Below are 23,208 nucleotides of genomic sequence, written 5' to 3'. Positions count from 1 at the left end.
ATGCTGCGTCTAGGCGATGCGGCTTCCGGTGGGGAGGTGGGTCGCGGGGGTGCGGGTGCGACGCCACGCCCAGACCAGGGCGCCCGCGGCGAGCAGCAGGTGCATCGTGAGGCCGATGAACCAGCTCGGCACCGCACCGTCGTAGATCTCCTGCGCCGTCGGTCCTGGGTCGTAGGCCTGGCCGGAATAGGCTTCGCTGTCACTGAAAGTGGTATCACGGTAGCTGCCCTGTGCGGCCCGCTCGCAGCCGTTGGATTCGGTGAACAGCTCCGGCGGCGCTTGCGCGCTGCGCACGCCGACGGCGATCTGCCCGAACAGGTCGGTCGGGTAGCCGGCGTCGTTGAAGCTGCCGGGGGCGGCATCCGCGACCACCACGTAGGGGTTCGCGGCGAGAAAGAACCAGAAGTAGTCGAAGCGCGGTACGTTGCGCGTCGTGGTCTGCGCCGTCGAACAGACGATGTCCGATTGCGTCCCGGTCTTCTCGTCGAAGGTCGACGACACCACGTAGTAGTTCACGTTCGTGGCCTGCTGCTGGGTGGCGGTGCCGAGCAGCGCGAAGGCGATGAGGGTGCCGAGGCTCAGCGCCGCGACGACCAGGTAGGTCAGCACGATTGAAAACAGCGGTCGGGTCAGGATGCCGGAGAGTCCAACACCGACGGCCGCGATGACGCCGAGTTCGGCGGCGAGCACGAGCACCGAGACGGCAATGGTGGCCAGAGAGACCTCGCCGAGAACGACGGCGAAGATGAGAAACGGCAGGGCCGCCGCGAGAAAGGCGAGCGCGGTGATCCACGCGGCCAGAAACTTGCCGAGCACGAGCTGCCCGGTGGAGATGAGCGTGACCTGCGTCGTGGCGAGGGTGCCGGCATCCCGGTCGCCGTTGACGGCGTTGCCAGACAGGGCCGGTGAGACCAGCGTTCCGAGCAGAAGCACGAAGAAGATGATGGTCGAGAACACCCCACCGCCGCCGGACAGCCAGGCCGACGTCGCCAACCAGAGCAGAAACGTGACCACGCCCACGAGCAGCATGAACACGCCGAGCAACACGTACCAGGAGACGCCGCGCACGCGCTGGCGCAGCTCCAGGGTGACGATGAGCCAGAGCCCGGAGAGAAATATGCGGTTGCGTGCAGCGGTCATTCCCGCGCCTCCGATCCAGTCGGCAGGGCAGCTCGGGTGAGGTCGTGAAAGGTGTGTTCGAGGTTGCCGACGGCCGGCCCGAAATCGCAGACCGGAACCCCGCTCAGCACCAGATTGTGCAGCAGGGCCGCGGCCGAGGCCTCGTTCTCCACCTGCACCAGGGTGCCGAGTTGGTCGACGCCGCGCACCTGCACGAGCGCGCCGACCACTCCGGGAGTGGCGAGGGCGCGTTCCAGCGCCGCCTCATCAAGAGAGCGGATGCGCCACGCCCGGGCGCTCGCGCCCGCCGCGGCTACCTGCTCCGGGCTTGCGGTGCGGCCGTCCGCGAGGTACACCGCGGCATCCGCCATCTCGTCGAGCTCGGCGAGCACGTGACTGGACACGAGGATGGCGGTGCCCTCGCCGGCCAGACGACGCAGCAGGTGGCGCAGCGCGGCGCGGGCGGCTGGGTCGAGGCCGGAAGCCGGCTCGTCGAGCAGCAGTACCCCGGGGGAGTGCACGAGCGCCCGCGCCAGGCTCAGGCGTTGTTTCTGGCCGCGCGACAGCACCCGTGACGGCCGATCGGCGAAGTCTCCGAGGTCGGTCAGTGCGATCAATTCGTCGGCGCGCACGGCGGCCTGCTCGCGGGTCAAACGGTACATGCGCCCGGTGGTCTGCAGGGCCGCGCGGGCACTCAGGCTTGGCCAGGACCCGAGGGTGTCCGGCATCCAGCCCAGGAGGGCGCGCACGCGTTCCGGCTCGGTGACCGGGTCGTGACCGTTGATGCGAATGGTGCCCGCGTCGGGGGTGAGCAGCGTGGCGAGTATGAGGAGCAGTGTCGTCTTGCCCGAGCCGTTCGGTCCGATCAGGGCCGTGACCGATCCGGCCGGAACGGTCAACGTGGCGTCCAGCAGCGCAGAGACCGCGCCGAACGACCGGCTGACCCCGGTCACCGTGATCCCGCTCGACACGATCCCGCCTGATTCTGCCGCTGATTCGAAAACTCGCCTGACAGACATGCGTACCCCCTTGACCCCGAGTCTAGGGGTACCCCGTGCTGGCACACCGCGAACAGGCCGGGTAACGTCAAGGCATGACCGCCACCTCCTTCAATACGCTCCTGTCCGACCAGATCGGCAACGAATTCGCTGCATCACAGCAGTACATCGCGATCGCCGTCTGGTTCGACACCCAGTCCCTGCCGCAGCTCGCCGGGCACTTCTACCGCCAGTCCATCGAGGAGCGCAACCACGCGATGATGCTCGTGCAGTACCGCATCGACCGGGACCTGGAGGTTGTCATTCCCGGCATCCCCGCCGTCAAGAACGATTTCGTCAACGCCGTTGAACCGATCAGTCTCGCACTCGCGCAGGAACGCCAGGTCACGGCGCAGATCGAAGCACTGTTTCGGGCCGCCCGCGCCGACGGCGATGCCCTCGGCGAACAGGCCATGCTCTGGTTCCTCAAGGAACAGGTCGAAGAGATCGCCTCGATGTCGACCCTGCTCACCATCGCCGAACGCGCCGGCGACAACCTGTTCGACATCGAGAATTTCATCGCCCGCGAGCACGTGGGCGACGGAGGCGTCGAAGCGGATGCTCCCAGCGCCGCCGGCGGAGTGCTCTAACCGACCCGGGGCGGTCACCGGCCAGAACCTGCGAGACTGGCCCCATGGCTATTGCAGTGACCCCGCCGCGCGGCATGCGCGATTTTCTCCCCGCCGACAAGGCCGTGCGCGAGAGTTCCCTCGGCATCATCCGCGAGAGTTTTCGGGCACACGGCTTCGACGAGATCGAAACCCCGGTCATGGAAGATTCCGCCCGCCTGCACTCCGGCCTCGGCGGCGACAATGAGAAGCTCGCCTTCGCGGTGCTCAAGCGCGGCCTCAGCGCAGCAGATGTCGCGGCGGCGGCCGAGCAGGATGACCTGTTGTCCCTGGCCGACCTCGGCCTGCGGTTCGACCTGACAGTCCCACTCGCTCGGTTCTACGCCACCCACCGCGCCGCGCTGCCGACCGTGTTCCGGTCCATTCAGATCGCGCCGGTCTGGCGGGCCGAACGCCCGCAGAAGGGGCGCTACCGCCAGTTCATGCAGTGCGACATCGACATCATCGGCGAGGCCGGCCCGCTCGCCGAGATCGAGCTGATCACCGCCACGGCCGCGACGCTCGACAACCTCGGCCTCGACGGCTGCTCGATCCGCATCAACGACCGGCGCATCCTCTCGGCACTGCTCACCCACTGGGACGTCGCCGCCGAGCTGACCGAGCGGGCCCTCATCGTGATCGACAAGCTCGACAAGATCGGTGTCGATGGCGTCGTGACCGAGCTCGGCACGCTCGGCATCGACGCCCCCGACCTGGCCACGCTGCTCACCGAGCTCGGCACGGGCGGCTGGGCCCTCGGCGCCGGTGTTTTAGGCGACGATACTGTCGAAGGCAGCGCGCCCGCCTGGCTCGACCCGGCGGCCTTCGCCGACCTCGAAGCCCTGCGCGCCGCCCTGCCCGGCGTCGACCTCAGGTTCGACCCCACCCTGGTGCGTGGCATGGGCTATTACACCGGCACGATCTTCGAAATCTCCCACCCCGATCTTGCCTATTCCCTCGGCGGCGGCGGCCGGTACGACGGCATGATCGGCCGGTTCCTCGGCACCGACGTGCCCGCCTGCGGATTCTCCATCGGTTTTGAACGCATCGTCGACCTGCTGCAAGCGGATGCCGCATCCGCTCTCAACGCGGTCGTGCTGGTACACGAGAAGGACGCCGATCCGGCCCGCCTGGTCGCCCTCAAGCGCGACCTCGTCGCTGGGGGTTTGCGGGTGCGGCTGGAACGCCGAACCAAGAACCTCAAGGCCCTGCTCGACCGGGCCGGCGAGGCCGGCTATGGCCGCTTCGCGTTCGTGACGGCCGACACCGAGGCGGCCGCCGGTCTCGACTTCAAACCGCTCGGCGTCTAAGCCGCGGCCGGCCCAACGAACGGCCGACGCGTTTGGTTAGACTGAATTCGCCCGGACCAACGGGCACACCCCCACTTATACCCCGACCCATACCCCGGCGTCTGCAGAGACGTTCACCCCGACAAATCAGGAGACAGTTGTGGCCCTAATTGAGGCAGTAGACGCACGCGAAATTCTCGACTCCCGCGGCAACCCGACCATCGAGGTCGAGGTTTTGCTCGGCGACGGAACCGTCAGCCGTGCCGCTGTGCCGTCCGGCGCGTCCACCGGGGTGTTCGAGGCCTACGAGCTGCGCGACGGCGACAAGGCCCGCTACCAGGGCAAGGGCGTGCTCAAGGCTGTCGAAGCGGTCATCGACGATCTCGGCCCCGCGGTCGAGGACATCGACGCGACCGACCAGCGCATCGTCGACCTCGTGCTCATCGAAGCCGACGGCACCGACAACAAGGAGCGTCTCGGCGCCAACGCCATCCTCGGCGTGAGCTTGGCCGTGGCCAAGGCCGCCGCGAGTTCGGCCGGCCTGCCGCTGTTCCGCTACCTCGGCGGCCCGAACGCGCACACCCTTCCGGTGCCACTGATGAACATCATCAACGGCGGCTCGCACGCTGACAACGATGTCGACATCCAGGAATTCATGATCGTCCCGCTCGGTGCCGAGTCGTTCAGCGAGGCCCTGCGCTGGGGCGTCGAGACCTACCACTCCCTCAAGGCGTTGCTGCAGTCGAAGGGCCTGTCCACCGGCCTCGGTGACGAGGGTGGCTTCGCCCCCAACCTGCCGAGCAACCGGGCCGCGCTCGACCTCATCGTCGAAGCCATCGAAAACGCCGGCTACGTTCCCGGCAAGGACATCGCCCTCGCCCTCGACGTCGCCGCGAGCGAATTCTTCAAGGACGGCAGCTACAACTTCGAGGGCAAGAAGCTCTCGGCCGCGGAAATGAGCGCCTACTACACCGAACTCGTCACCGACTACCCGCTCGTCTCCCTCGAAGACCCGCTCGAAGAAGACGACTGGGACGGCTACGTGCACCTCACCGCCGAGCTCGGCGACAAGGTGCAGATCGTCGGAGACGACCTGTTCGTGACCAACCCCGAGCGCCTGGCCAAGGGCCTTACGCTCAAGGCCGCGAACTCCATCCTGGTCAAGGTCAACCAGATCGGCACCCTGACCGAGACATTGGATGCCGTCTCCATCGCCCAGCGCGCCGGCTACACCGCGATCATCTCGCACCGCTCAGGCGAAACCGAAGACACCTTCATCGCCGACCTCGCCGTCGCGACGGATGCCGGCCAGATCAAGACCGGCGCCCCGGCACGCAGCGAGCGTGTCGCCAAGTACAACCAGCTGCTGCGCATCGAAGAAGAACTCGGCGACGGCGCGGTCTACGCCGGCCGCGCCGCGTTCCCCCGCTTCACCGCCTAACCGCGCAGCAGCGGCACGCGGGGCTCCCGACCACCGAAGTTTCGGATGGTCGGGAGCCCACAGCTACACTCGATACCATTTTCGAACAGGGAAAGGAGTTGCCATGGACCACAAAAGACCGGATTCCTTTCCACGGAAATCCCCTCAGCCGGCCCAGCGGCAACCCGTCAGTTCGGATGCGGAGACGCCGGCCGGCGGCTGGCTGCGCAGCATCCGCTTCTCCGGATTTTCACTCGTGATGATGGTCGTTCTGGTGCTCGCGGTCGTGGTGCTCGCGCCGAGTCTGCGCACCTACGCCGAGCAGCGGCAGCAGATCAGCCAGCTCAGCGCCACCGTGGCCGACCAGAAGGCGGAGGTCGACCAGCTCACGAGCCAGCGGGAACGCTGGAACGACCGCACCTACGTCACGACGCAGGCACGCGAAAGACTCTCCTACGTGCTGCCCGGCGATATCAGTTTTCTCGTCATCAACGACCTGCCGGTCGTCGCACCGCTCGAAGCGGATGCGAGCCCGGTCAGCACCAATATTCAAAGCACCACAATTGATTGGCTGGGTTCCTTGTTCGCCTCCACCATGACCGCCGGTCTGGCTCCGCAAGCCGCAGCGCCAGCGAACCCGGAAACCGTGGTTCCGTGACCCGGCCGCCCTTCGACCCGTTCACTCCCGCGGACATCGACCTCGTCTCGGCCCAGCTCGGTCGCCCGGCCCGCAACGTCGTCGGCATCGCGGCGCGCTGCGTCTGCGGCGCACCGACCGTGGTCGCTACCGCACCGCGCCTCGCCGACGGCACCCCGTTTCCCACCCTGTACTACCTCTGCCACCCGGCTGCGACTGCGGCGATCTCCTCGCTCGAGGCCACCCAGGTCATGAACGAGTACAACGACCTGCTCGCCGCCGATGACGACGTGCGCGCCGCCTATGAGCGCGCGCACGAAAGTTTTCTGTTCGATCGTGACCAGCTCGGCAGCGTGCCGGAGATCGCCGGAATCTCTTCCGGCGGCATGCCCAGCCGGGTCAAGTGCCTGCACGCCCTCGCCGCCCACTCGCTGGCCGCCGGTCCCGGCGTCAACCCGATCGGCGATCTGGCGCTCGAGCGTGCGACCTGGTCGCCCACGGTCTGCGTCTGCCTGGACTATTCCGCCGAGGCGTCTGCCAGCGAACCCGGGTCGGCTCCGGCGTGACTGTGACCACCCGTCGGCTCGGCACGAGCGTTGGCCTCGTGCTCGCCACCGCCCTGTTCGGCGGCACCGTCGCCGGTTCCGTCGTGCTCGATGCACCCGCCGCCCACGCCGACCAGATTCGCGATCTGCAATACTGGCTCACCGACTACGGGTTCACCGAAGCCTGGAATACGACCAGGGGCGCCGGCGTCACCGTGGCCGTGATCGATTCGGGAGTCGACGGCAGCGTTGCCGAGCTGAACGGCGTGGTGACCGGCGGAACGGATGTTTCCGGTCTCGGCTCTGCCGACGGCCAGACTCCGGTCGCCGGCGACGACGATGACGGCGAACACGGCACCCTCGTGGCCTCCCTGCTGGCGGGTCGTGGCACGGGTGACGGCACCGGCCTTATCGGCGTGGCTCCGGAGGCCTCCATCCTCGCCGTGTCGGTCGGGTTCGGCAGCACCCGATCCACCGTGACCAACGATGACCAGATCGCGCAGGGCATCCGCTGGGCTGTCGACAACGGCGCCGACGTCATCAACATGTCCCTGACCCGCAACACGTTGTATTGGCCGGAGAGCTGGGACGATGCCTTCCTCTACGCCTTTGAGAACGATGTCGTCGTCGTGGCCGCGGCTGGCAACCGGGGGAGCGGCACCACCGAGGTCGGCGCTCCCGCGACGATCCCCGGGGTGCTGGCGGTCGGCGGGGTGGATCGCAACAAAACGGCGAGCTTCGATGCCTCGTCCCAGGGCATCACGATCGCAGTATCGGCGCCGAGCGAGAAACTGGTCGGAGTCATGCCCGATTCGACCTATGTGCAGTGGGACGGTACCAGTGCGGCCGCGCCGATCGTGTCCGGGCTGGTGGCCCTGGTGCGATCCGCCTACCCCGACCTGGACGCGGCGGGCGTCATGAACCGGGTCATCGCCACCGCGAACGCGAACGGGCAGTCGGTGCCCAGCCCGATCTACGGGAACGGCCTGATCGATGCCGCCGCCGCGGTGACCCGCTCGGTCGCTCCGGCGACAGACGCCACCCCCACAGAGTTGTTGACGGAGTGGATCACGCTGCATCGTCGTGCCGAGATCGAGGTGGTTCCCACCGAGGTGCCCGTCGAACAGGCGCCGGCTGCCGCCGACGAAGACCCGGCTTTGCCGGCCCGGAACGCGCTCACCGCGTGGCTCCCTAACCAACTGACCTTGACCTATATCAGCCTTCCGCTCGCTGTGCTCGTGGGGTTTGGTATCCTAGTAACGCTGTTCGGCATTGGGGCCACTCGGCATATCAAGCGAATTCGGCGCAACCCCAAAGATTTCGCACAATCATAATCATGTAGGAGGCCTTCTCATCGTGCCCAAAATTCTCATTGTCGGTGGCGGCTACGCCGGTTTTTACACGGCGTGGAAGCTCGAGAAATGGCTGCGATCCGGCGAAGCCGAGGTCACCATCGTTGACCCGCTGCCGTACATGACGTACCAGCCCTTCCTGCCGGAGGTCGCTGCCGGATCCATCGAACCGCGTCACGCGGTCGTGTCCCACCGTCGCCACCTCAAGAAGACCAACGTCATCTCGGCCAAGGTCACGCACGTGAACCACGCGGAGAAGACCGCCACGATCACGCCGCCGACCGGCGAGCCGTACGAGTTCCAGTACGACATCGTCGTGGTCACCGCCGGCGCCGTGTCGCGCACGTTCCCCATCCCAGGCGTCGCCGACCAAGCCATCGGCCTCAAGACCATTGAAGAGGCTGTCGCCATTCGCGATCGCGTGCTCACCAACTTCGACCAGGCCGCCGCCCTGCCGGCCGGCCCCGAGCGCGAGCGTCTGCTCACCTTCGTTGTGGTCGGTGGCGGGTTCGCCGGGATCGAGGTCTTCGCCGAGCTGCGCTCCTTCGCGACCTCGCTGCTCACCCTGTACCCGGAGATCAGCTTCGAAGAGACCAACTTTCACCTCATCGAAGCCATGGGCCGCATCATGCCCGAGGTCTCGCTCAAGACGAGCCTGTGGGTCATCGATAACCTGGCCGGCCGCGGTGCCCAGATTCACCTCGACACGCAGCTGACCAGCGCGATCGACGGCAAGATCGAACTCTCCACCGGCGAGACCTTCGAGACCGACCTCATCGTCTGGACCGCCGGCGTCATGGCCAACCCGACGATCGTGCGCCACACCGACCTTCCCATCGAAGAGCGTGGTCGCCTGCAGGTTCGCGCTGACCTGCGCGTCGGAACCGAAGACGACATCATCGCTGACGCCTGGGGCGCCGGCGACGTGAGCTGCGTTCCCGACCTGAGCGGCGGTGGCGTCGGCGGCAACTGCGTGCCTAACGCCCAGCACGCTGTGCGCCAGGGCAAGCTGCTCGCCAAGAACCTCGTCGCCGTGCTGCGCGGCGAAGAGCCGGTGCAGTACCTGCACAAGAACATGGGTGCTGTCGCCGGCCTCGGCATCGGAGTCGGCGTGTTCCAGAGCGGCAACCTCGCCATCACGGGCATGCCGGCCTGGTTCGCCCACCGGGGCTACCACGGCCTGGCCATGCCGAGCTGGGAGCGCAAGCTGCGCGTCGTTTGGGGCTGGGTCAACAACGTGTTCCTCGGCCGCGATGTCGTCTCGTTGAGCGCCACCGAGAACCCGCGTGCCGTGTTCGAAGAGTTCGCGTCGCGTCCGAAGCCGCCGGCACCGGCCGCGGCCCCCGCTGCGCCCGCCGTTCCCGCCGCCAAGGCGCCGACGGCCCCGCGAGCGCCCCGGGCGCCGCGCAAGCCCACGGTCAAGGCTGCTGCAGCGGATGCCGCTGCTCTCGCTACCAAGGCTCCCGCGTCACAGCCTGCCGTCAAGGTGCCGGTCGCCGAGAAGGCGGCCGCTGAGGCATCCGCTTCGAAGTAGCACTCTCGGTAGGTGCTGCCAGGCGATATCGTCGCCCGGCAGCACCTACGCTGTAACTGCCCGTCTTCGGGCACGCCCCCATAGCCCAATTGGCAGAGGCAGACGACTTAAAATCGTCACAGTCTGGGTTCAAGTCCCAGTGGGGGCACCGCGCATTTTTACAGGCTGATCTGGGCTTTAACTTCGTAACAGGTGCCTCAGGTGCCCCGTTTGCCGACATTTTGCGCACACTTGAAATCATTCGGGCCTGATCGAGGGCCACTGCAACGCTGTCCAGGTCGTCGTCGAAGAGGTCCGCGTACACATCCAGGGTCATCGCGGCCGAGGCGTGGCCGAGCATCCGCTGCAGCGCTTTGACGTTCGCCCCGGCGGACACGGCGAGACTGGCGGCGGTGTGCCGGAGGTCGTGGGGAGTGACGCGCGGGAAGGTTGGATCGACCTCCCGGGCGCGTTTGAGGGCGTAGACCAGCCAGCCGTCCCGGGTTGACGGTGTGCGCTGGTGCGAGAGCCCGTTGCCGAGCAGAATCTTGCCGCCGACACGTACCGCGTTCTCCCGTAGCGCCAGACGCCTGCGGGCGAGGTCCACGTCTCTCACCCGTAATCCGGTCACTTCACCCCAGCGTACGCCGAGGGCTTGAGATGCGTCTGAGCGGCCAGCCACGAGCGTCCCAGGGCGCCGATGGTGGCACGGCCCGCCGAGTCCTCGATGTACTCGCCGCGACTTTTGGACACCTCGGTGGAGGCAAGAAACAGTTGGGCGGACCGCTTGGTCTTGAAGTCTCGTTTGTCCGTCTGGCTGTGGTCGGGTCTGCGGTAACGCACACGGTAAAGTAGCTCAGAATGCCATTCTGGCCCCGTTCGCTGGCGGCGGTGCTGAGCGCAACCGAGCCGCGACATCGGTCGGCAGGGCGTTCTCTAGAATGATCGCCACCGGCTGGGATGGAGCGCCTGCAGGCCCAATGCCCCGCGTCAACGCAGAGCGCGGCCGTCCTCGACGCGCACCCAGACGGGCGGCACGTGCCTGTGCAATTCGACGCCGCCGAGCCTGTTTCGGCAGGCCACGCGGCACGAGGTTGCCGTTGCGACGGTGTCGGCGCGGTACCTGGCGCAGGGCTTCACGCGGCAGCGGTATCAGAAGATCGTGACCAACCACGGCTACCGTCTCGTGCACGAGGACGTCGACCGGGTCGCGTACTTCTGCACGGCCGACGCCCATCGCGATCACCCGCGAAGCCGACAGACGACTCGTGCGCACCGAACGCCCACGGTTGGTCTCCTACCCCTGCCTCGACGTCCGCGGCATCTGGATCGGCCCCAACCTCGACCCTGGCGACCCTGGCGACCCTGGCGACCCTGGCGACCATGCCGTCCAGCTCGCGGCCGCGACGCAGCTCGACGGACCCGCTGACTGGAACAGATCTGCCGGAACCCGCGTCTGACTTATCGGGGGAAGCATCGGTCGAAGTGCCTCGAGCTACGATTGGCCGCTCCCGATGGCCGTCATTCAAGAGGCACGGATCGAAGTCCCGGGCAACGAATCAAAGGCGATATTTTCTGCCCCGGTTAGCCCCTTCACCGGGCATTTTCTCGGGCGGGTCTTACGGGAATGAAGGTCCTAGCCTTCATATGGCTCTCCGCGGAACACGACCGCGGGTTGTACCGTCCCGGTCGAGGTCCCTCTTTCGGGTGCTCGCGTGGTCGATAACGTCCGGCATTTTCGCTCACTCAAGCAACCTTCGGTTGCGCGAAGCGGGTGTGTGGGGTTATGGTGACGTGCAACCAAAGATTGCAGAAGGTCGGACGAAAATGGAGTACGGACGCATCGAACGCGAGTTCCGCATCGACGCCTCGCCCGATGTGGTTTACAAAGTCATCAGCAGTCCCGCGCACATCCGGGAATGGTGGCATGCTGAAGCTCTCCTGGAGCCTGTCTCAGGTGCTGTCGGTGAACTTGTTTGGGGAGACAAAGCCAAAGCTGAGGCGGAGGTCGCTTCTATCACCGTGGTTGATGCTGAACAGCCTCGTTTGTTTTCCTTCCGTTGGGTCTATCCCCTCGGTGAGGTCGCGACCCCTGCTAACTCGTTGCTGGTGACCTTTGAACTCGTGCCGTCTGGCACTGGCACCGTGGTTCGTCTTACCGAGGTGGGATTCCGCGAAATGGGTTGGGAGGCTGCCGTCCTCGAGGAACAATACAAGGAGCACTCCGTCGGCTGGGATACGCACTTTGCCAGCCTTCGCGATTATCTCGGGCAGCTGGTTGCCGCCCAATGACTGCGGAAATCGACGATGACCTGTGGTCTGCGATCGGCGACCCGACTCGGCGGCGCATGCTCGACATGCTCTTGGCTGCTGGCGGTGGCACGGCAACCAGCCTCAGCCACGAACTTCCCGTGACGCGTCAGGCCGTTGCAAAACACCTTGGAATACTCCACCGTGTTGGCTTGGTGCACGCCGCGCCCATCGGACGGGAGATGTGCTACCGGTTGGACGATGCACAGTTCGCTCGCGCGGTAGCGCAGCTCTCCACCGTCGGGGCGTCGTGGGACGCACGGTTACAACGGATCACCCAGATCGCCGAAACAATCCAGCGTCGCCAAGACGCTGATCCCGGCCGACAAAACAAGACGTAGAGGAAGCACCTCATGATCACTACAGCCCTTCGAAGCGCCTACGAGAAGTTGTTCGAAACGGCATCCATTCCCGACCTCGGCGAAGATGGTGACGGGGGTTGGAACGCCGATCAGATATTGGCTCATCTCCTCAGCGTGGATGCCGCTATCGCGGCGGTTGCGCTCGGAGTCGTTGCGGGCTCGCGTCCCAGCTTCGACAACCGGATTTCTCTCGATTCCTGGAACCTGGACCGGATCATCGCCGCCCACTCAGGTAGGTCCAACTTGATCGACCACGTTCGAAATCAAGCCACGATGTTGTGCGACATCGCCGATCAACTCAACGACCAAACTTCCTCCGTGCTGATCCCGGCGCTCCTGCTGTCTAACGACGCGCTCGTGCTAGATCAGCCCATCCCCCTTGCAAGCCTCATCGACGGGCTCGCTGAGGACCACGTTCCCGTCCACACTCAACAACTCCTCGACCTTCGCGTCGCCGTGCGCGAGCACATCTCATAGCGGCACTCTCGGCCGGAGTCGACACAAGCCAGGTGCCAGCTAATTTCGCGAACAAACATTTATGCACGATTCCGATTCGCTCGACGTGCATCAGCGTCCACTCACCCTTCCCAAGCGGGACCGGAACTCGTCTGCACCGGCGCCCGCCAAGTCAGCCGCGGCCGTACGACGGCGGTTGAGTGCGCTGAGGAGAGTAGCGACATCGCCACTGACTTCGGGTCCTCCACCCAGCGACCAGTCGGTATCGGTGGCTTGGAAGCGCAGTCCACGAAGGAGATCGTCACCGACCGAGTGCCTGCCGCTCGTCAGCTCATTGAGCACCATCCAGCCCGCTTCAGGAGAAATCCGACCAGCAAGGCCGAGCGGCCGACGAACGTCTCCGGAGTGAATGGCCAAGTGTGCCAGTGGGGCGAGTTCTCCCGCGCCGGGGACCGCGAAACCGGCAACACTGGTCTTTGCGATCAAGCGCGTCAGCTCGGCGCCAGTTCGTCGGTCAGTCCTAGCCCAGCGATAAGCGAACTTGTCGAAGTTGAAGCGCGCTTGCGCGACACCGACAATGAAGCTGCCAAATCCTAGCTCGTAGGGCATGAGCAGATGCGCGCACAAGTCGCGCACTGTCCACCCTCGGCACAGGCTCGGCGTCTGCCAGGATGCGTCATCGAGACCGGCGAGATCCTCAGCGAATCGGTCGCGCTCAGCGGCGTATAGCGCCTCTACGTCTGTCGTTGTCACGGCTAACTGGCCTCCGAAACGGGTGGTGATCAAAAAGGTCACCCGCCGGGGGGTCCCTTGCAAGCATTCGCCGCGATAAGACTACCGATTTCAACTATTCGATTTTGTCGCGGCGACCAGCAAACTCCTTTGGACACGTGCTGGTGCTCCGCCCAGTGACTCTCTAAAAGTCCCATTCAGGGTTGGTCATTCGGCGCAGCTTTGAGACTGGAGTTGTGCATCGACTTTCGAGTCTTTCTCCGTCAGCTATATTGATGACATGTCATTCAATAACACGTCATCTAAATTCGATGTGACCGCGCTCCCTACAGTCGTGTGCGTGCCGTGCTTTTCAGGTGCACCGTGGGACCTCGAGGTCCTCATCGGTCTCGATGGTCTTCCCACTCGCACTATGCGACTGCCCGAGGACCTCGCGGATGTCGACGCTTACGCCAACTTTCTGGCCGAACAGGTTCACGACCTCGACTCCTATGTCCTCGTGGGCGATTCCTTCGGCGCTGTCATCAGCCTCGCGCTCGCCATCCGCCCGCCGAAAGGCCTCGTGGGACTCGTACTTTCCGGAGGTTTCGCCGCGAACCCTCTTCCGAGATGGAAGGGCGTCGCCGCGACGCTGTCACGTTTTGCCAACGGCGCCCTCTATCGGCACGGCACGCTGCGGTTTCACGCCTCCCAGCTCGCTTCGCATTTCGACGCGGCAGCAGAAGTGCCGCACACTCAAAACGACTACCGACACCTGTTTGTTCAGAACACTCCGCGATCGAGCTACACCGCACGAGTGACGTCCGTCACACAACTCAATCTGCTCAACGACCTGGCGCTGGTTCGGGTGCCGACGCTCGTGCTCACGCCGGCCGATGACCGACTTGTTGGCGCGGATGCTGCGCGCCAACTGTTGGATGGTATCCGTCAGTCGTCAGAAGTCGTGTTGCCGAAAACTGGCCACATGTTCCGTTTCACGCATCCGACCCTGTATTCGAACACGATCCGCGCTTTCCTGGATAGCCTGCAGTCCGTCGACGTGTCGCCTAACAGTGTCGCCTCGTGAAGCCCGCCGAACAGCTCCGCTTTCTCGTTCTTGCCGCCCAGCGCGAAGGCAACCGCATCCTGCTCGATCTCCTCCGGCCTGTTGGTGTGTCACCGTCCCAGGCTGAAGTGATTCGCGTGTTGGCCGATCACGGGCCGCTCTCCCTCGTCGACCTCGGCCTGCTGCTGGTCTGTGAGACCGGGAGCCCCAGCCGCTTGGTCGATGGCCTGGTAGCGGCGACACTACTCGAGCGGATGCCAGCAGTCGGTGACCGGAGGCGGGTGATCCTCTCCCTGACCGACGCCGGCCGGGAGAAAGAAGTCAGCATTCGAGAGGTCGAAGCAACACTCCACGGCTTCATCGAGCAGTCGCTGAGCCCCGTGGAAATTGCGAGCGTCAACGCCACGCTGCACAAGTTCGTATCCGGACGCCCCGCCGGCATCGCAGTCGTGAAACGTTCGGCCGCTCCGGTCCGCGCTGATATGCATTGAACGGGAGACGACGCCGAGACCGGTGCCGAGCTGAACGCGCCCGTAGAGGTTTCACTTACGGGAACAGTCAGTAGTCGTCTCTCGGCTAAACGCCGGGGTTAACGATGCGCTCCATCCACGTCTCCGGGGCGATCAAGGTGGAGAACCCGAGGTTGGAATACAGGCTGTGTGCATCGTTGGTTGAGAGGGCGATGCGCCTCAGTCCCAGGGGATCGCACTCCTCGAGAATCCCCGCGATGAGGGCTTTGCTAATGCCGTGACCGCGAACTGTGGGGTCGACGAAGACATCGCAGAGCCAGGCAAACGTGACGCCGTCCGTGATGACGCGCGCGTAGGCGACCTGCCGATTAGAGACAGTGTCGTACATGCCGAAGTTGCGTGAGCCGTCAATGGCTGCGTCCTGCCGTGAGCGTGATCGCTCGGGCGCCCAATAGGACAGCTCGCTGATCCAGCGGTGCACCTGATCGCGGTCGATCTCAGCAAGGTCAGATGAGAACCGATAATTTGCATTCATCGTCCCATCTAATCGTGTTGACACAAACCGTGCTGAGTTCGGTCAACTGGACCGACCGCCGAATCCATTTGCGCTTGGCGAGGATCAAGACGAACGAGCGCCCCGTAGGGGGTTCGACATGCGAACCGTCGTGTGGCCGATATGGTTGCGGAATGGACACTACTCAGCGGCTGCAATACCGCTGGGCGGCCGGGCTGCTCCTAGTTCAAGGCGTCCTTATGGAGGGGCTCGTCTTCATTGGCGTCCTTGTCCTCTTGGCTCTCAGAATTCCGCAAACGACCATCGTCGAAAATGCCGATGTCTTCGTCCTTCCCTATCTGCAAGAAAACCTCTATCTCATGATGGCTATGAGCGGGATTTTCGCGGCTCTGCGCGTGATGGGCGCGGTCGGGCTTCTGAGGAACAGATTGTGGGGCCTTGCGCTTTCCTTGATCAATTGCGTTGTGACGCTGGCGCTGATGGTTTTCCTGCTTCCCGCTGGCCTGTTAGACGGGGTGTTGTCGGGCACAGCCCTCGTGCTCATGCTCTTTGCTCGATTCGGCCAGACGCCAGATAAACGACCGAAGCTGATTCTCTGAATGGCGGCCCCCGCCGTCTAAGTGGAAGTCTGACGGACCGTCTCGCAAGACGTTCGGTTTATGCGACCCATATGATGCTATATTTGTATAGCATCCTGAGGAGGGATTCCATATGCCGCAAATCAATCTCCGCGTCGACGATGAAACAGAACATCGCCTGCAGTACCTGTCGGAGCGCACGGGTCGGTCGAAAACGTTCTATGCGACCGAAGCATTGACCCAGTATCTGGATGAGAACGAAGACTATCTCCTGGCCAAGGATGCGCTTGAGGAATTCACTCAGTCCAACGACGACGCGATTGACCTCGCCGACGTGGTCTGGCCTGTGTGAGCTACACGATCAGATTCACCCCGAGAGCTGCAAAACAGGTCAGGAAACTCGACTCGGCCCCCGCGAAACGGATCCGTGATTTTCTTGAGCAGAAGCTCTCCCAACTTGATAATCCGCGCCAGCTCGGAAAAAAGCTCGTCAACAACGAATTCTGGCGGTACCGAGTCGGCGATTACCGAATCCTCACAAATATTGACGACGACCAAATCCTCATCCTCGTCGTAGAGGTCGCACACCGTCGCGAGGTTTACGACAAGCGCTAAACACAGGAGCAGCGCGTCTAGATGCACCAAGTGCGATGCCACCAGCGGAAAACGAGATTGTGTCCCGTAGAGGGTTCCCCTTACGGGCAGGTGCCGCGCTTTCCCACCATGACGGTGATTTGGCACTGATAGCCTCAAGGCCCGGCTCGGTTGCTCCGAGAGCTGGCGAAGGTGGAGGCAAAGTGCAGGCCAACGACTACGACAGTTTCGCCGAGGCCTACTCAGCGGACAATGAGACCAATCTCGTGAATGGTCATTACGAAAGACCAGCGATGTTGGCTCTTGCGGGAGACGTCCACGGGCGCCAAATTTTGGACGCTGGCTGTGGCTCCGGGCCTCTGGCTATGGCCCTCCGGACTCGGGGCGCCACCGTGACGGGCTTCGACTCCAGCGCGGCGATGGTTGAGCTGGCACGGCAGAGGCTTGGCGAGGAGGCGGAACTTCACGTAGCTGACCTTGGTCAGCCGCTTCCGTTCGCCGATGGTGCATTCGACGACGTGGTCGCCTCGCTAGTCCTTCATTATCTGCAGGACTGGACCGGGCCACTCGTTGAGCTACGGCGAGTACTGAGGCCAGATGGCCGACTCATCCTGTCGGTGCACCATCCCCTCATCTTCAAGCTGATGAACCCCGAGGCCGACTACTTCGCTCTGACCGAGTGGTCGGACGCTTATACCTTCAGTGGCCAGCCTGCCGTCCTCTCCTACTGGCACCGACCGTTGCACGCGATGACGGATGCCTTCACCGCAGCGGGGTTCCGGGTCGCCGTCGTCAGCGAGCCGCCCGTCTCAGCCGAAACTCCGCGAGAGCTGCTCCCACCGCACCTCAAGGGCCGAAGGTCATTCGTGAGCTTCATCTTTTTCGTGTTGGACGCGAACTAAGTCCGCTCATCTCCAACCGCCCTCGAAGCACCAATGAGGATCCCGTGCCGTCACGAGTGCTCGGATAGTGATTGTCCCGCAAGACGTTCGCTCTGTGGGCAGATGGTGCCCACAGCGGGCCCACACCACGGCTAGGCTCGTCGGATGACTTCCGCCGATGCAGATCTTGACAGGCACCTACTGGTCACGGGGGTCTCGGCGTACCGCTTATCGCGCGTGATGAGCGTGGTGGTGGGTGTGATGGCGGTCACTGTGGGCGTCCTTGTTTTCTTCTTTCTTCAAGGCGAGGGCGATTCCGACCTGAGCGGGCAAAACATCCCCACCCTTATTGCGTTATTCGGGATCCCGGTCCTGACTATCATCTGTTTCAGCTTTGCGCTGGGTCGTCGGGGGCGTGCTGAGGCCGCAGCCGGGTACACGACCATGACGAGCGGCCACCAGACTCTTGATCAAGTTGAGCCCCATTCCGGTTTGGTTATCCGCCGCGCCGGGTCGGCCGTCTACGCGACACCGTCGAAGGGCCTTGACGTTCCCGCCACAGTGTCCAGAGCGGTATCCAATGCCTCGTCGCTCAACAACTCGCTGCGATTTGAAGACCTGCCCAATGCCCAGCGAAATCGAACATTGAACCGTCCCTGATTTCCTGACGTTTCAAGTGCAGTTGGCGGCAGGCGAAACTGGAGTGCAGAGTGAGGGACCGTTCGACGCCTGCTTCGAGGTGGAATTCGACTACTACGGTGTGAGTGACGAGCGAATATGGGAGAGCTCTGACTATCTTCGCGAGGAGTCGTGTTCCACGAGTGTCGCTCCGGTCACCCCATCGGTTGACACGAGCATCCACTATGTTGTGGCCGACAACGCCGAGGCTGCGGCTACAGAGGTTCTCTCCGACGAGACCTCACCCTCCGAACCGGTCGGCAGTGATATCACTGCACGGATCTTGGCCCTTCTCGACGCACCGGTTGGCGAATTTCAGCAGGTCGCCCCGCCGACCGTGATCGTTGACAAGGCAAACGTGGGCGTGGCGATGGGGTACACGCCGGACGACTGCGTTCTCGTGTCCCGTATCGACGGCGTCGTTTCACGAGTGATGCCGGCCCCCATCTTGTTAGAGCCGGGAGAACTCGGCTGCCATCCCGGCACAGCGCTCCAAGACCCCGCGCAGCTCCGATCGCCACATTGATCTCACCGAGGCTGACACTCAATTCGAGATGTCTCGGTTCTTGCCAGAGCTGCTTTCTCCCAGAGAAGTAATGTGGACGCATGCTCCCAGTCCTACCGATCCGGATCACTACAGCATCACCGACGTCCACCGAAGCCAAGCGCGTTTCGACTCGGTATTACGAGGACCTTGTGGGCCGGTATCACCGGCGTCCCGCCACTCGGAAGGAAGTTCTTGATGCCGAAGCCGGATACCCCGACGATGACCTTCTCGCTCCCACGGGGATTTTTCTGCTCGCCCGCCAGGGGCTCGCGGTGCTCGGCTGCGCAGGTATGCGGGTTCGCCCTGAGTCCATCGGTGAGGTGACCCGAGTATTTGTGGAATCGGCGGCACGTGGCAACGGTTTGGGGCGTCTGCTGATGGAAGAACTGGAACGCAAATCACGCCAAATGGGGATCCGTACGCTCCGGCTGGACACCCGCACCGACCTCATTGAGGCGCGGGGCCTCTACGTGTCCCTCGGCTTCGTCGAGGGGGAGCCGCACAATTCAGACCCATACGCGAACCACTGGTTTCGAAAGGATCTGGCGTAAGTCATGCCGGGAAGGACCAGCCTGCAGCGGCCGGACCTGATCCAGTGACGGCGTTGGGTGTTACGTCAATTGGCGCTGATTCAACTTCAGGGCCCTCGGAGTAGGCGCTCGGGGTGCGATAGAGGCGCGTTCGCACGGCGATGCCGGCGCTGAGGATGACGGCGATGCCGCCGATGATGGTCTGCCAGGTGAGCTGTTCTCGGAGGATGAGCGCGGCCCAGAGGATGCTGAGGACTGGTTGGGTGAGTTGTACCTGGCTGACGCGGGTCATGGGCCCGATGGCCAGTCCGCGGTACCAGGCAAAAAATCCCAGGAACATGCTCACCACTCCGAGATAGGCAAACGCCGCCCAGTCAATAGGTGTGCCGGTCGGAGGCTGGTCGACAATAGCAATCATGGTCAAGGCGACCATGAGGGGCGCGGCCAGAACGAGGGCCCACGACACCGTTTGCCACGATCCAATCTCGCGCGCGAGCAGGCCCCCTTCGGCGTAGCCAATGGCGGCGGCCACAACGGCGCCGAACAAAAGCAGATCCGACCACTCCAAGCGGATGCTTCCGCCACCCTGAATGGACGCGAAAGCAACGGCCACCAGCGCCCCGACGGACGCCATGATCCAGAATGGCAGGGGTGGTCGCTCTTTGCCTCGAATGACGGCCATGACGGCCGTCGCGGCCGGGAGGAGAGCAATGACCACGGCGCCGTGACTGGCCGACGCGGTCGTGAGGGCGAATGATGTCAGGAGGGGAAAGCCGACGACGACGCCGCCCGCGACGACGGCCAAACGAAGCCACTGGTTGCCGCGCGGAAGGTGTTGGCGCGTGATGATCAGGGCGGCCGCGGCGAGTACGGCAGCGATGACAGCTCGGCCGGATCCGATGAAGAGCGGGGACATGCTCTCGACGGCCACGCGGGTGAACGGCACGGTGAAGGAAAACGCGGCGACACCCAGCAGCCCCCAAGCGAGACCGGCCCGGGAAGGGGATAGCGGTGCGAGCATCCGCTTGATAGCGCTATTATGATCTGACATGGACAACGATAGCAGTTTTCGGATCGTAGCCGCACTGCGCGAGTGGATCGCCGGCCGGGCGCCAGGCACTCGGCTGCCCACCAGCCGGATGCTCGTCGCCGAGTACGGGGCGAGCCCGGTGACAGTGCAGAAAGCACTGCGCACTCTCGTGGGGCAGGGCCTGATCGAAACCCGGCCCGGCGCTGGCACCTTCGTTCGTTCGGTGCGCACGGCCCGCCCGCTCGACTTCAGCTGGCAGACCGCTGCCCTGCGTTCCCCGAATAGCCACCTCACCGGGTTGAGTCCCGCGCTTCGTGCCGCACCGCAGGGAAGCATCGCACTGCACGCCGGGTATCCCGACCGGGAGCTGTTGCCGGAACGGTTGATCCGGTCGGCGCTGGTTCGGGCGGGCCGGAGCGAAGCGGCGGTCACGCGCTCACCAGCGGCGGGCCTTCCGGAACTACAATCCTGGTTCGCCCAGGAGCTCGGCGCCGCGACACCGGTCGGTGTGACCCCGCCCGTGCCGAGCGATGTCATTGTGCTGCCTGGAAGCCAAAGTGGGCTCGCAACGATCTTTCGTGCCCTCGTCACCACCGGACAGCCCCTGCTGACGGAATCGCCCACCTATTGGGGCGCGATCCAGGCTGCGGCCCAAGCCGGGGTCGATATTGTCCCGGTTCCATCGGGACCCGAGGGACCCGATCCCGACGAGCTCGACCGGGCATTCCAGGAAACCGGCTCGCGCGTTTTCTACGCACAGCCCACTTACGCGAACCCGACTGGTGCGCAGTGGTCAGCTTCCACCACGGCGCAGATCCTCGACGTCGTCCGGGCGCACGGCGCGTTCCTGGTCGAGGACGACTGGGCCCATGACTTCGGCATCGACACGGACCCGCACCCCGTCGCCGCTCGTGATGACGGTGGCCACGTGGTCTACGTGCGATCACTCACCAAGAGCGTTTCGCCGTCCCTTCGCGTCGCGGCGGTCATTGCCCGCGGTCCAGCCAAGGAACGCATCCTCGCCGACCGCGGGGCCGAATCGATGTACGTCAGCGGACTTCTGCAAGCCGCAGCACTCGACATCGTTACTCAACCGGGTTGGCAGACTCACCTCCGGAACCTTCGCCCGCAACTGCGGGCGCGTCGCGATCTCTTGTTGACGAGTCTGCGTGAACATGCGCCCGACGCGCACATTGCCACTGTTCCGGCTGGTGGACTCAATTTGTGGGCTCGCCTGTCCGACGCAACCAACCTTGACCGGCTGGTCTCAGACTGCGAAGCCGCGGGCGTCTTGATCGCTGCCGGCTCGAGTTGGTTCCCGGCCGAGGCCACCGGTCCCTTCATCAGACTTAATTACTCCGGGCCAAATCCCGGAGCGTTTACGGACGGAGCCCGCATCATCGGTCAGGCGATGGCCGCAAATCACTGACCGGTGCATGGATCAGGGTCGCCGGCACGGATCCGTTTCTGCCGCGCTGACCGAGCGTCCGATCGTGAGCCTCGACGGGGACCCGGCCGAAGCCGTTACGCGGTGGTCAACCGATTCGCTCGGCCACAGCCACAATGATTCCCTCCGGGCCACGCACGTAGGCCATGCGCCAGACACCCTCATTCGGGAATCAGGGATCGCTATCACCGTGTCGATGAATTCGCCCTCCACGAACGCTCTGCCCTCGATCTCGAGGCCGAGTCCGACGAAGAACGCCGTCACCAGGTCGAGGTCCTTCAGCACGCTCGGAAGGCTCAGCCGCGCGGGGCGGGGTCACGACGGCCCGACCGCGTTACCGAAAGGGCATCCGTCAGCGGCGCTCGCTCCGCAGTGCGCGTTCACCGTGCCCCTCGGGCTGCTCCCTGCTCTTCGCGGTGCCCTTGTTTCGTGCCCGGGACGAGACACCGTCATCGGGTAGATTCGGCCTATGACGAAACCACAAGGTGTCGGCCCGTACGTGAAAGTGACGGAACGCGGGTGGCCGGAGTGGGTTGCCCTGATCGACGAGATGGGCGGAAGGGAACTTGCTCATCCCGACATCGTGCCGCTGGTGCAGGGTGTGATCGCGCATCTGGATCTGAAGAATCACGGGTGGTGGGCGCAGGGCATAACGATCGCATACGAACAGCACATCGGGCGCCGCATTCCTGGACAGCAAGGGGACGGCACCTTTGCCGCCAGTGCCAGCAAATCAGTATCGGGCTCGATGGATGCGGCAATTGCTGCCTGGATAGCCCTGGTCGGCGGGCGCACCTCGTTTAACGGGCTTGACGTGACGGACGAGCCCAGCACTTCCGCGACCGCGAAGTGGCGTTATTGGCGTTGCCAATTGGAGGATGACTCGCGGGTCAATGTCACTGTCAACGAAACGGCACCCGGCAAGTGTCGGGTTGCAGTGCAACACAGCCAACTTGTCTCGCCCGAGGCGGCGGTCGAGTGCAAGGCATATTGGAAGACTCAACTCGCTGGACTGTGATCAAGGCAGCGCAGCCGCGTTTTTCGCAGTCAGAACTAGTTCAGACAGTCGAGGTTCAGCCTCAGGGCGTGGCCCGTCCGCGCTCCTAGAAGGGTACGGGGTTGGGGTTGTCGACGTTGGGGGCGTCGAAGTTCGGGGTGGTTGCGGAGGTCCAGGGGTCGGGAATGATCCGGCCTATGGGCGGTTCCGGTGCTGGTGGTGGTGCTTGTTGGAGGTGGGGGCTGATGCGGGTGGCGGGGTCGGTGGCGTAGTGCTTGCCGGCGGGGCTGGTCCAGTTCAGGGTGCCGTCGGGGGTGGCGGTGGCTTTCCAGTCGCTGTGAGCCGCCGCGAACACCTCGGACAGGTTGAGGTCGGCGGGAATGGGCGGGCCGTCAGTGAGGGTGGGGGCGGTGACGTCGGGGGTCGTGAGGTCCCGGATGGGGAATTCCGGGGCGGTGATCGGTGTGGGGTACGCGGTCACTGTGGTGTTCTCCTTCTCGGGTTTGCATCGGCGTTC

General features: G+C 64.3%; 28 protein-coding genes, 1 tRNA gene and 1 pseudogene. 23 read left to right on the top strand and 7 right to left on the bottom strand.

Annotated elements, in window-relative coordinates:
• Positions 1-9: 9 nt before the first annotated feature.
• Complete coding sequence (locus tag E3O06_RS13195; RefSeq protein ID WP_174843229.1) at positions 10-1,140, bottom strand: ABC transporter permease; 1,131 nt, start codon at positions 1,138-1,140, stop codon at positions 10-12.
• A complete protein-coding gene (locus E3O06_RS13190) occupies positions 1,137-2,138 on the bottom strand; it encodes an ABC transporter ATP-binding protein (protein ID WP_174843228.1) in 1,002 nt (333 codons plus the stop codon). The genes E3O06_RS13195 and E3O06_RS13190 overlap by 4 nt, the downstream gene beginning before the upstream one ends.
• A 74-nt stretch (positions 2,139-2,212) precedes the next feature.
• On the opposite strand from E3O06_RS13190, the gene E3O06_RS13185 reads away from it, so the two are divergent.
• The 8 genes from E3O06_RS13185 to E3O06_RS13150 all read left to right on the top strand — a co-directional run bounded on the left by E3O06_RS13185 (position 2,213) and on the right by E3O06_RS13150 (position 9,689).
• Entirely contained in the window at positions 2,213-2,746 is a 534-nt protein-coding gene (locus tag E3O06_RS13185; RefSeq protein ID WP_134503816.1) for a ferritin, read from the top strand.
• A gap of 44 nt (positions 2,747-2,790) precedes the next feature.
• A complete protein-coding gene (gene hisS, locus E3O06_RS13180) occupies positions 2,791-4,074 on the top strand; it encodes a histidine--tRNA ligase (protein WP_134503815.1) in 1,284 nt (427 codons plus the stop codon).
• A gap of 139 nt (positions 4,075-4,213) precedes the next feature.
• Positions 4,214-5,494 (top strand): phosphopyruvate hydratase, encoded by a 1,281-nt coding sequence (eno, locus tag E3O06_RS13175; protein ID WP_134503814.1) that lies wholly within the window; start codon positions 4,214-4,216, stop codon positions 5,492-5,494.
• Positions 5,495-5,597: 103 nt separating this feature from the next.
• Positions 5,598-6,131, top strand: a complete 534-nt coding sequence (locus E3O06_RS13170; RefSeq protein WP_134503813.1) for an FtsB family cell division protein — start codon at positions 5,598-5,600, stop codon at positions 6,129-6,131.
• Complete coding sequence (locus E3O06_RS13165) at positions 6,128-6,676, top strand: DUF501 domain-containing protein (RefSeq protein WP_134503812.1); 549 nt, start codon at positions 6,128-6,130, stop codon at positions 6,674-6,676. The genes E3O06_RS13170 and E3O06_RS13165 overlap by 4 nt, the downstream gene beginning before the upstream one ends.
• Entirely contained in the window at positions 6,673-7,989 is a 1,317-nt protein-coding gene (locus E3O06_RS13160) for a S8 family serine peptidase (protein WP_338144863.1), read from the top strand. Before E3O06_RS13165 ends, E3O06_RS13160 begins: the two co-directional genes overlap by 4 nt.
• Positions 7,990-8,011: 22 nt before the next feature.
• Positions 8,012-9,541 carry an NAD(P)/FAD-dependent oxidoreductase gene (locus tag E3O06_RS13155; protein WP_134503811.1) on the top strand — a complete coding sequence of 510 codons (1,530 nt, stop codon included), beginning with the start codon at positions 8,012-8,014 and terminating at the stop codon, positions 9,539-9,541.
• A 74-nt stretch (positions 9,542-9,615) separates the two neighbouring features.
• Positions 9,616-9,689 (top strand) — tRNA-Leu (locus E3O06_RS13150).
• Positions 9,690-9,887: 198 nt separating this feature from the next.
• Here the strand turns inward: E3O06_RS13150 and E3O06_RS18310 are convergent.
• Positions 9,888-10,127, bottom strand: a pseudogene (locus E3O06_RS18310) (site-specific integrase); the annotation flags it as partial.
• A gap of 661 nt (positions 10,128-10,788) precedes the next feature.
• On the opposite strand from E3O06_RS18310, the gene E3O06_RS13140 reads away from it, so the two are divergent.
• The 4 genes from E3O06_RS13140 (at position 10,789) to E3O06_RS13125 (ending at position 12,669) form a co-directional block, all read left to right on the top strand.
• A complete protein-coding gene (locus tag E3O06_RS13140) occupies positions 10,789-10,980 on the top strand; it encodes a hypothetical protein (RefSeq protein WP_134503810.1) in 192 nt (63 codons plus the stop codon).
• A 334-nt stretch (positions 10,981-11,314) separates the two neighbouring features.
• Entirely contained in the window at positions 11,315-11,812 is a 498-nt protein-coding gene (locus tag E3O06_RS13135) for an SRPBCC domain-containing protein (RefSeq protein WP_241980173.1), read from the top strand.
• Entirely contained in the window at positions 11,809-12,171 is a 363-nt protein-coding gene (locus E3O06_RS13130) for an ArsR/SmtB family transcription factor (protein WP_134503809.1), read from the top strand. Before E3O06_RS13135 ends, E3O06_RS13130 begins: the two co-directional genes overlap by 4 nt.
• 12 nt (positions 12,172-12,183) lie before the next feature.
• Positions 12,184-12,669 (top strand): hypothetical protein, encoded by a 486-nt coding sequence (locus tag E3O06_RS13125; protein ID WP_134503808.1) that lies wholly within the window; start codon positions 12,184-12,186, stop codon positions 12,667-12,669.
• A gap of 90 nt (positions 12,670-12,759) precedes the next feature.
• On the opposite strand, the gene E3O06_RS13120 is transcribed toward E3O06_RS13125, so the two are convergent.
• Positions 12,760-13,443 (bottom strand): maleylpyruvate isomerase family mycothiol-dependent enzyme, encoded by a 684-nt coding sequence (locus E3O06_RS13120; protein ID WP_166788209.1) that lies wholly within the window; start codon positions 13,441-13,443, stop codon positions 12,760-12,762.
• Positions 13,444-13,792: 349 nt separating this feature from the next.
• Between E3O06_RS13120 and E3O06_RS13115 the strand changes: the two genes are divergently transcribed.
• Both E3O06_RS13115 and E3O06_RS13110 read left to right on the top strand, forming a co-directional pair.
• Positions 13,793-14,446 carry an alpha/beta fold hydrolase gene (locus tag E3O06_RS13115; protein WP_241980171.1) on the top strand — a complete coding sequence of 218 codons (654 nt, stop codon included), beginning with the start codon at positions 13,793-13,795 and terminating at the stop codon, positions 14,444-14,446.
• A complete protein-coding gene (locus E3O06_RS13110; protein ID WP_134503805.1) occupies positions 14,443-14,916 on the top strand; it encodes a MarR family winged helix-turn-helix transcriptional regulator in 474 nt (157 codons plus the stop codon). Before E3O06_RS13115 ends, E3O06_RS13110 begins: the two co-directional genes overlap by 4 nt.
• 85 nt (positions 14,917-15,001) lie before the next feature.
• Here the strand turns inward: E3O06_RS13110 and E3O06_RS13105 are convergent, their stop codons facing one another.
• Complete coding sequence (locus E3O06_RS13105) at positions 15,002-15,430, bottom strand: GNAT family N-acetyltransferase (protein WP_134503804.1); 429 nt, start codon at positions 15,428-15,430, stop codon at positions 15,002-15,004.
• A 152-nt stretch (positions 15,431-15,582) separates the two neighbouring features.
• On the opposite strand from E3O06_RS13105, the gene E3O06_RS13100 reads away from it, so the two are divergent.
• From E3O06_RS13100 to E3O06_RS13070, 7 genes are all read left to right on the top strand, one after another.
• Positions 15,583-16,008, top strand: a complete 426-nt coding sequence (locus E3O06_RS13100) for a hypothetical protein (RefSeq protein WP_241980168.1) — start codon at positions 15,583-15,585, stop codon at positions 16,006-16,008.
• Positions 16,009-16,120: 112 nt separating this feature from the next.
• A complete protein-coding gene (gene relB / locus E3O06_RS13095; protein WP_134503803.1) occupies positions 16,121-16,339 on the top strand; it encodes a type II toxin-antitoxin system RelB family antitoxin in 219 nt (72 codons plus the stop codon).
• On the top strand, positions 16,336-16,602 hold the full coding sequence (locus E3O06_RS13090; protein ID WP_134503802.1) for a type II toxin-antitoxin system RelE family toxin: 267 nt from the start codon (positions 16,336-16,338) through the stop codon (positions 16,600-16,602). The genes relB and E3O06_RS13090 overlap by 4 nt, the downstream gene beginning before the upstream one ends.
• Positions 16,603-16,784: 182 nt before the next feature.
• Positions 16,785-17,483, top strand: a complete 699-nt coding sequence (locus E3O06_RS13085) for a class I SAM-dependent methyltransferase (RefSeq protein ID WP_198415821.1) — start codon at positions 16,785-16,787, stop codon at positions 17,481-17,483.
• 144 nt (positions 17,484-17,627) lie between these two features.
• Complete coding sequence (locus tag E3O06_RS13080; protein ID WP_134503800.1) at positions 17,628-18,122, top strand: hypothetical protein; 495 nt, start codon at positions 17,628-17,630, stop codon at positions 18,120-18,122.
• A gap of 43 nt (positions 18,123-18,165) precedes the next feature.
• Positions 18,166-18,666, top strand: coding sequence for a hypothetical protein (locus E3O06_RS13075; RefSeq protein ID WP_134503799.1), 501 nt, complete (start codon positions 18,166-18,168; stop codon positions 18,664-18,666).
• Between the two features lie 80 nt (positions 18,667-18,746).
• Complete coding sequence (locus E3O06_RS13070; protein WP_134503798.1) at positions 18,747-19,238, top strand: GNAT family N-acetyltransferase; 492 nt, start codon at positions 18,747-18,749, stop codon at positions 19,236-19,238.
• Position 19,239: 1 nt separating this feature from the next.
• Here E3O06_RS13070 and E3O06_RS13065 read toward each other — a convergent pair whose 3' ends face one another.
• Complete coding sequence (locus E3O06_RS13065; RefSeq protein ID WP_198415820.1) at positions 19,240-20,268, bottom strand: DMT family transporter; 1,029 nt, start codon at positions 20,266-20,268, stop codon at positions 19,240-19,242.
• Between E3O06_RS13065 and E3O06_RS13060 the strand changes: the two genes are divergently transcribed.
• Together E3O06_RS13060 and E3O06_RS13050 are read left to right on the top strand one after the other, a co-directional pair.
• A complete protein-coding gene (locus E3O06_RS13060) occupies positions 20,267-21,676 on the top strand; it encodes an aminotransferase-like domain-containing protein (protein WP_134503797.1) in 1,410 nt (469 codons plus the stop codon). The genes E3O06_RS13065 and E3O06_RS13060 overlap by 2 nt on opposite strands.
• A gap of 487 nt (positions 21,677-22,163) precedes the next feature.
• Positions 22,164-22,712 (top strand): hypothetical protein, encoded by a 549-nt coding sequence (locus E3O06_RS13050; protein ID WP_134503796.1) that lies wholly within the window; start codon positions 22,164-22,166, stop codon positions 22,710-22,712.
• Between the two features lie 85 nt (positions 22,713-22,797).
• On the opposite strand, the gene E3O06_RS13045 is transcribed toward E3O06_RS13050, so the two are convergent.
• Positions 22,798-23,172, bottom strand: coding sequence for a hypothetical protein (locus tag E3O06_RS13045; protein WP_134503795.1), 375 nt, complete (start codon positions 23,170-23,172; stop codon positions 22,798-22,800).
• Positions 23,173-23,208: the final 36 nt, after the last annotated feature.

It is taken from the genome of Cryobacterium glaciale (genome assembly GCF_004402535.1).
GTDB lineage: Bacteria > Actinomycetota > Actinomycetes > Actinomycetales > Microbacteriaceae > Cryobacterium > Cryobacterium glaciale.
This window is presented reverse-complemented; position numbering and strand designations above follow the sequence as displayed.

Excerpts from the sequence above, each read along its gene's own strand:
- E3O06_RS13060 (WP_134503797.1), top strand. The coding sequence starts at position 20,267 with ATGGACAACGATAGCAGTTTTCGGATCGTAGCCGCACTGCGCGAGTGG.
- E3O06_RS13190 (WP_174843228.1), bottom strand. The coding sequence starts at position 2,138 with ATGTCTGTCAGGCGAGTTTTCGAATCAGCGGCAGAATCAGGCGGGATC.
- E3O06_RS13050 (WP_134503796.1), top strand. The coding sequence starts at position 22,164 with ATGACGAAACCACAAGGTGTCGGCCCGTACGTGAAAGTGACGGAACGC.
- E3O06_RS13070 (WP_134503798.1), top strand. The coding sequence starts at position 18,747 with ATGCTCCCAGTCCTACCGATCCGGATCACTACAGCATCACCGACGTCC.
- E3O06_RS13115 (WP_241980171.1), top strand. The coding sequence starts at position 13,793 with ATGCGACTGCCCGAGGACCTCGCGGATGTCGACGCTTACGCCAACTTT.
- relB (WP_134503803.1), top strand. The coding sequence starts at position 16,121 with ATGCCGCAAATCAATCTCCGCGTCGACGATGAAACAGAACATCGCCTG.
- E3O06_RS13170 (WP_134503813.1), top strand. The coding sequence starts at position 5,598 with ATGGACCACAAAAGACCGGATTCCTTTCCACGGAAATCCCCTCAGCCG.
- E3O06_RS13080 (WP_134503800.1), top strand. The coding sequence starts at position 17,628 with ATGACTTCCGCCGATGCAGATCTTGACAGGCACCTACTGGTCACGGGG.
- E3O06_RS13125 (WP_134503808.1), top strand. The coding sequence starts at position 12,184 with ATGATCACTACAGCCCTTCGAAGCGCCTACGAGAAGTTGTTCGAAACG.
- E3O06_RS13105 (WP_134503804.1), bottom strand. The coding sequence starts at position 15,430 with ATGAATGCAAATTATCGGTTCTCATCTGACCTTGCTGAGATCGACCGC.
- E3O06_RS13185 (WP_134503816.1), top strand. The coding sequence starts at position 2,213 with ATGACCGCCACCTCCTTCAATACGCTCCTGTCCGACCAGATCGGCAAC.
- E3O06_RS13065 (WP_198415820.1), bottom strand. The coding sequence starts at position 20,268 with ATGTCAGATCATAATAGCGCTATCAAGCGGATGCTCGCACCGCTATCC.
- E3O06_RS13130 (WP_134503809.1), top strand. The coding sequence starts at position 11,809 with ATGACTGCGGAAATCGACGATGACCTGTGGTCTGCGATCGGCGACCCG.
- E3O06_RS13195 (WP_174843229.1), bottom strand. The coding sequence starts at position 1,140 with ATGACCGCTGCACGCAACCGCATATTTCTCTCCGGGCTCTGGCTCATC.
- E3O06_RS13100 (WP_241980168.1), top strand. The coding sequence starts at position 15,583 with ATGGACACTACTCAGCGGCTGCAATACCGCTGGGCGGCCGGGCTGCTC.
- hisS (WP_134503815.1), top strand. The coding sequence starts at position 2,791 with ATGGCTATTGCAGTGACCCCGCCGCGCGGCATGCGCGATTTTCTCCCC.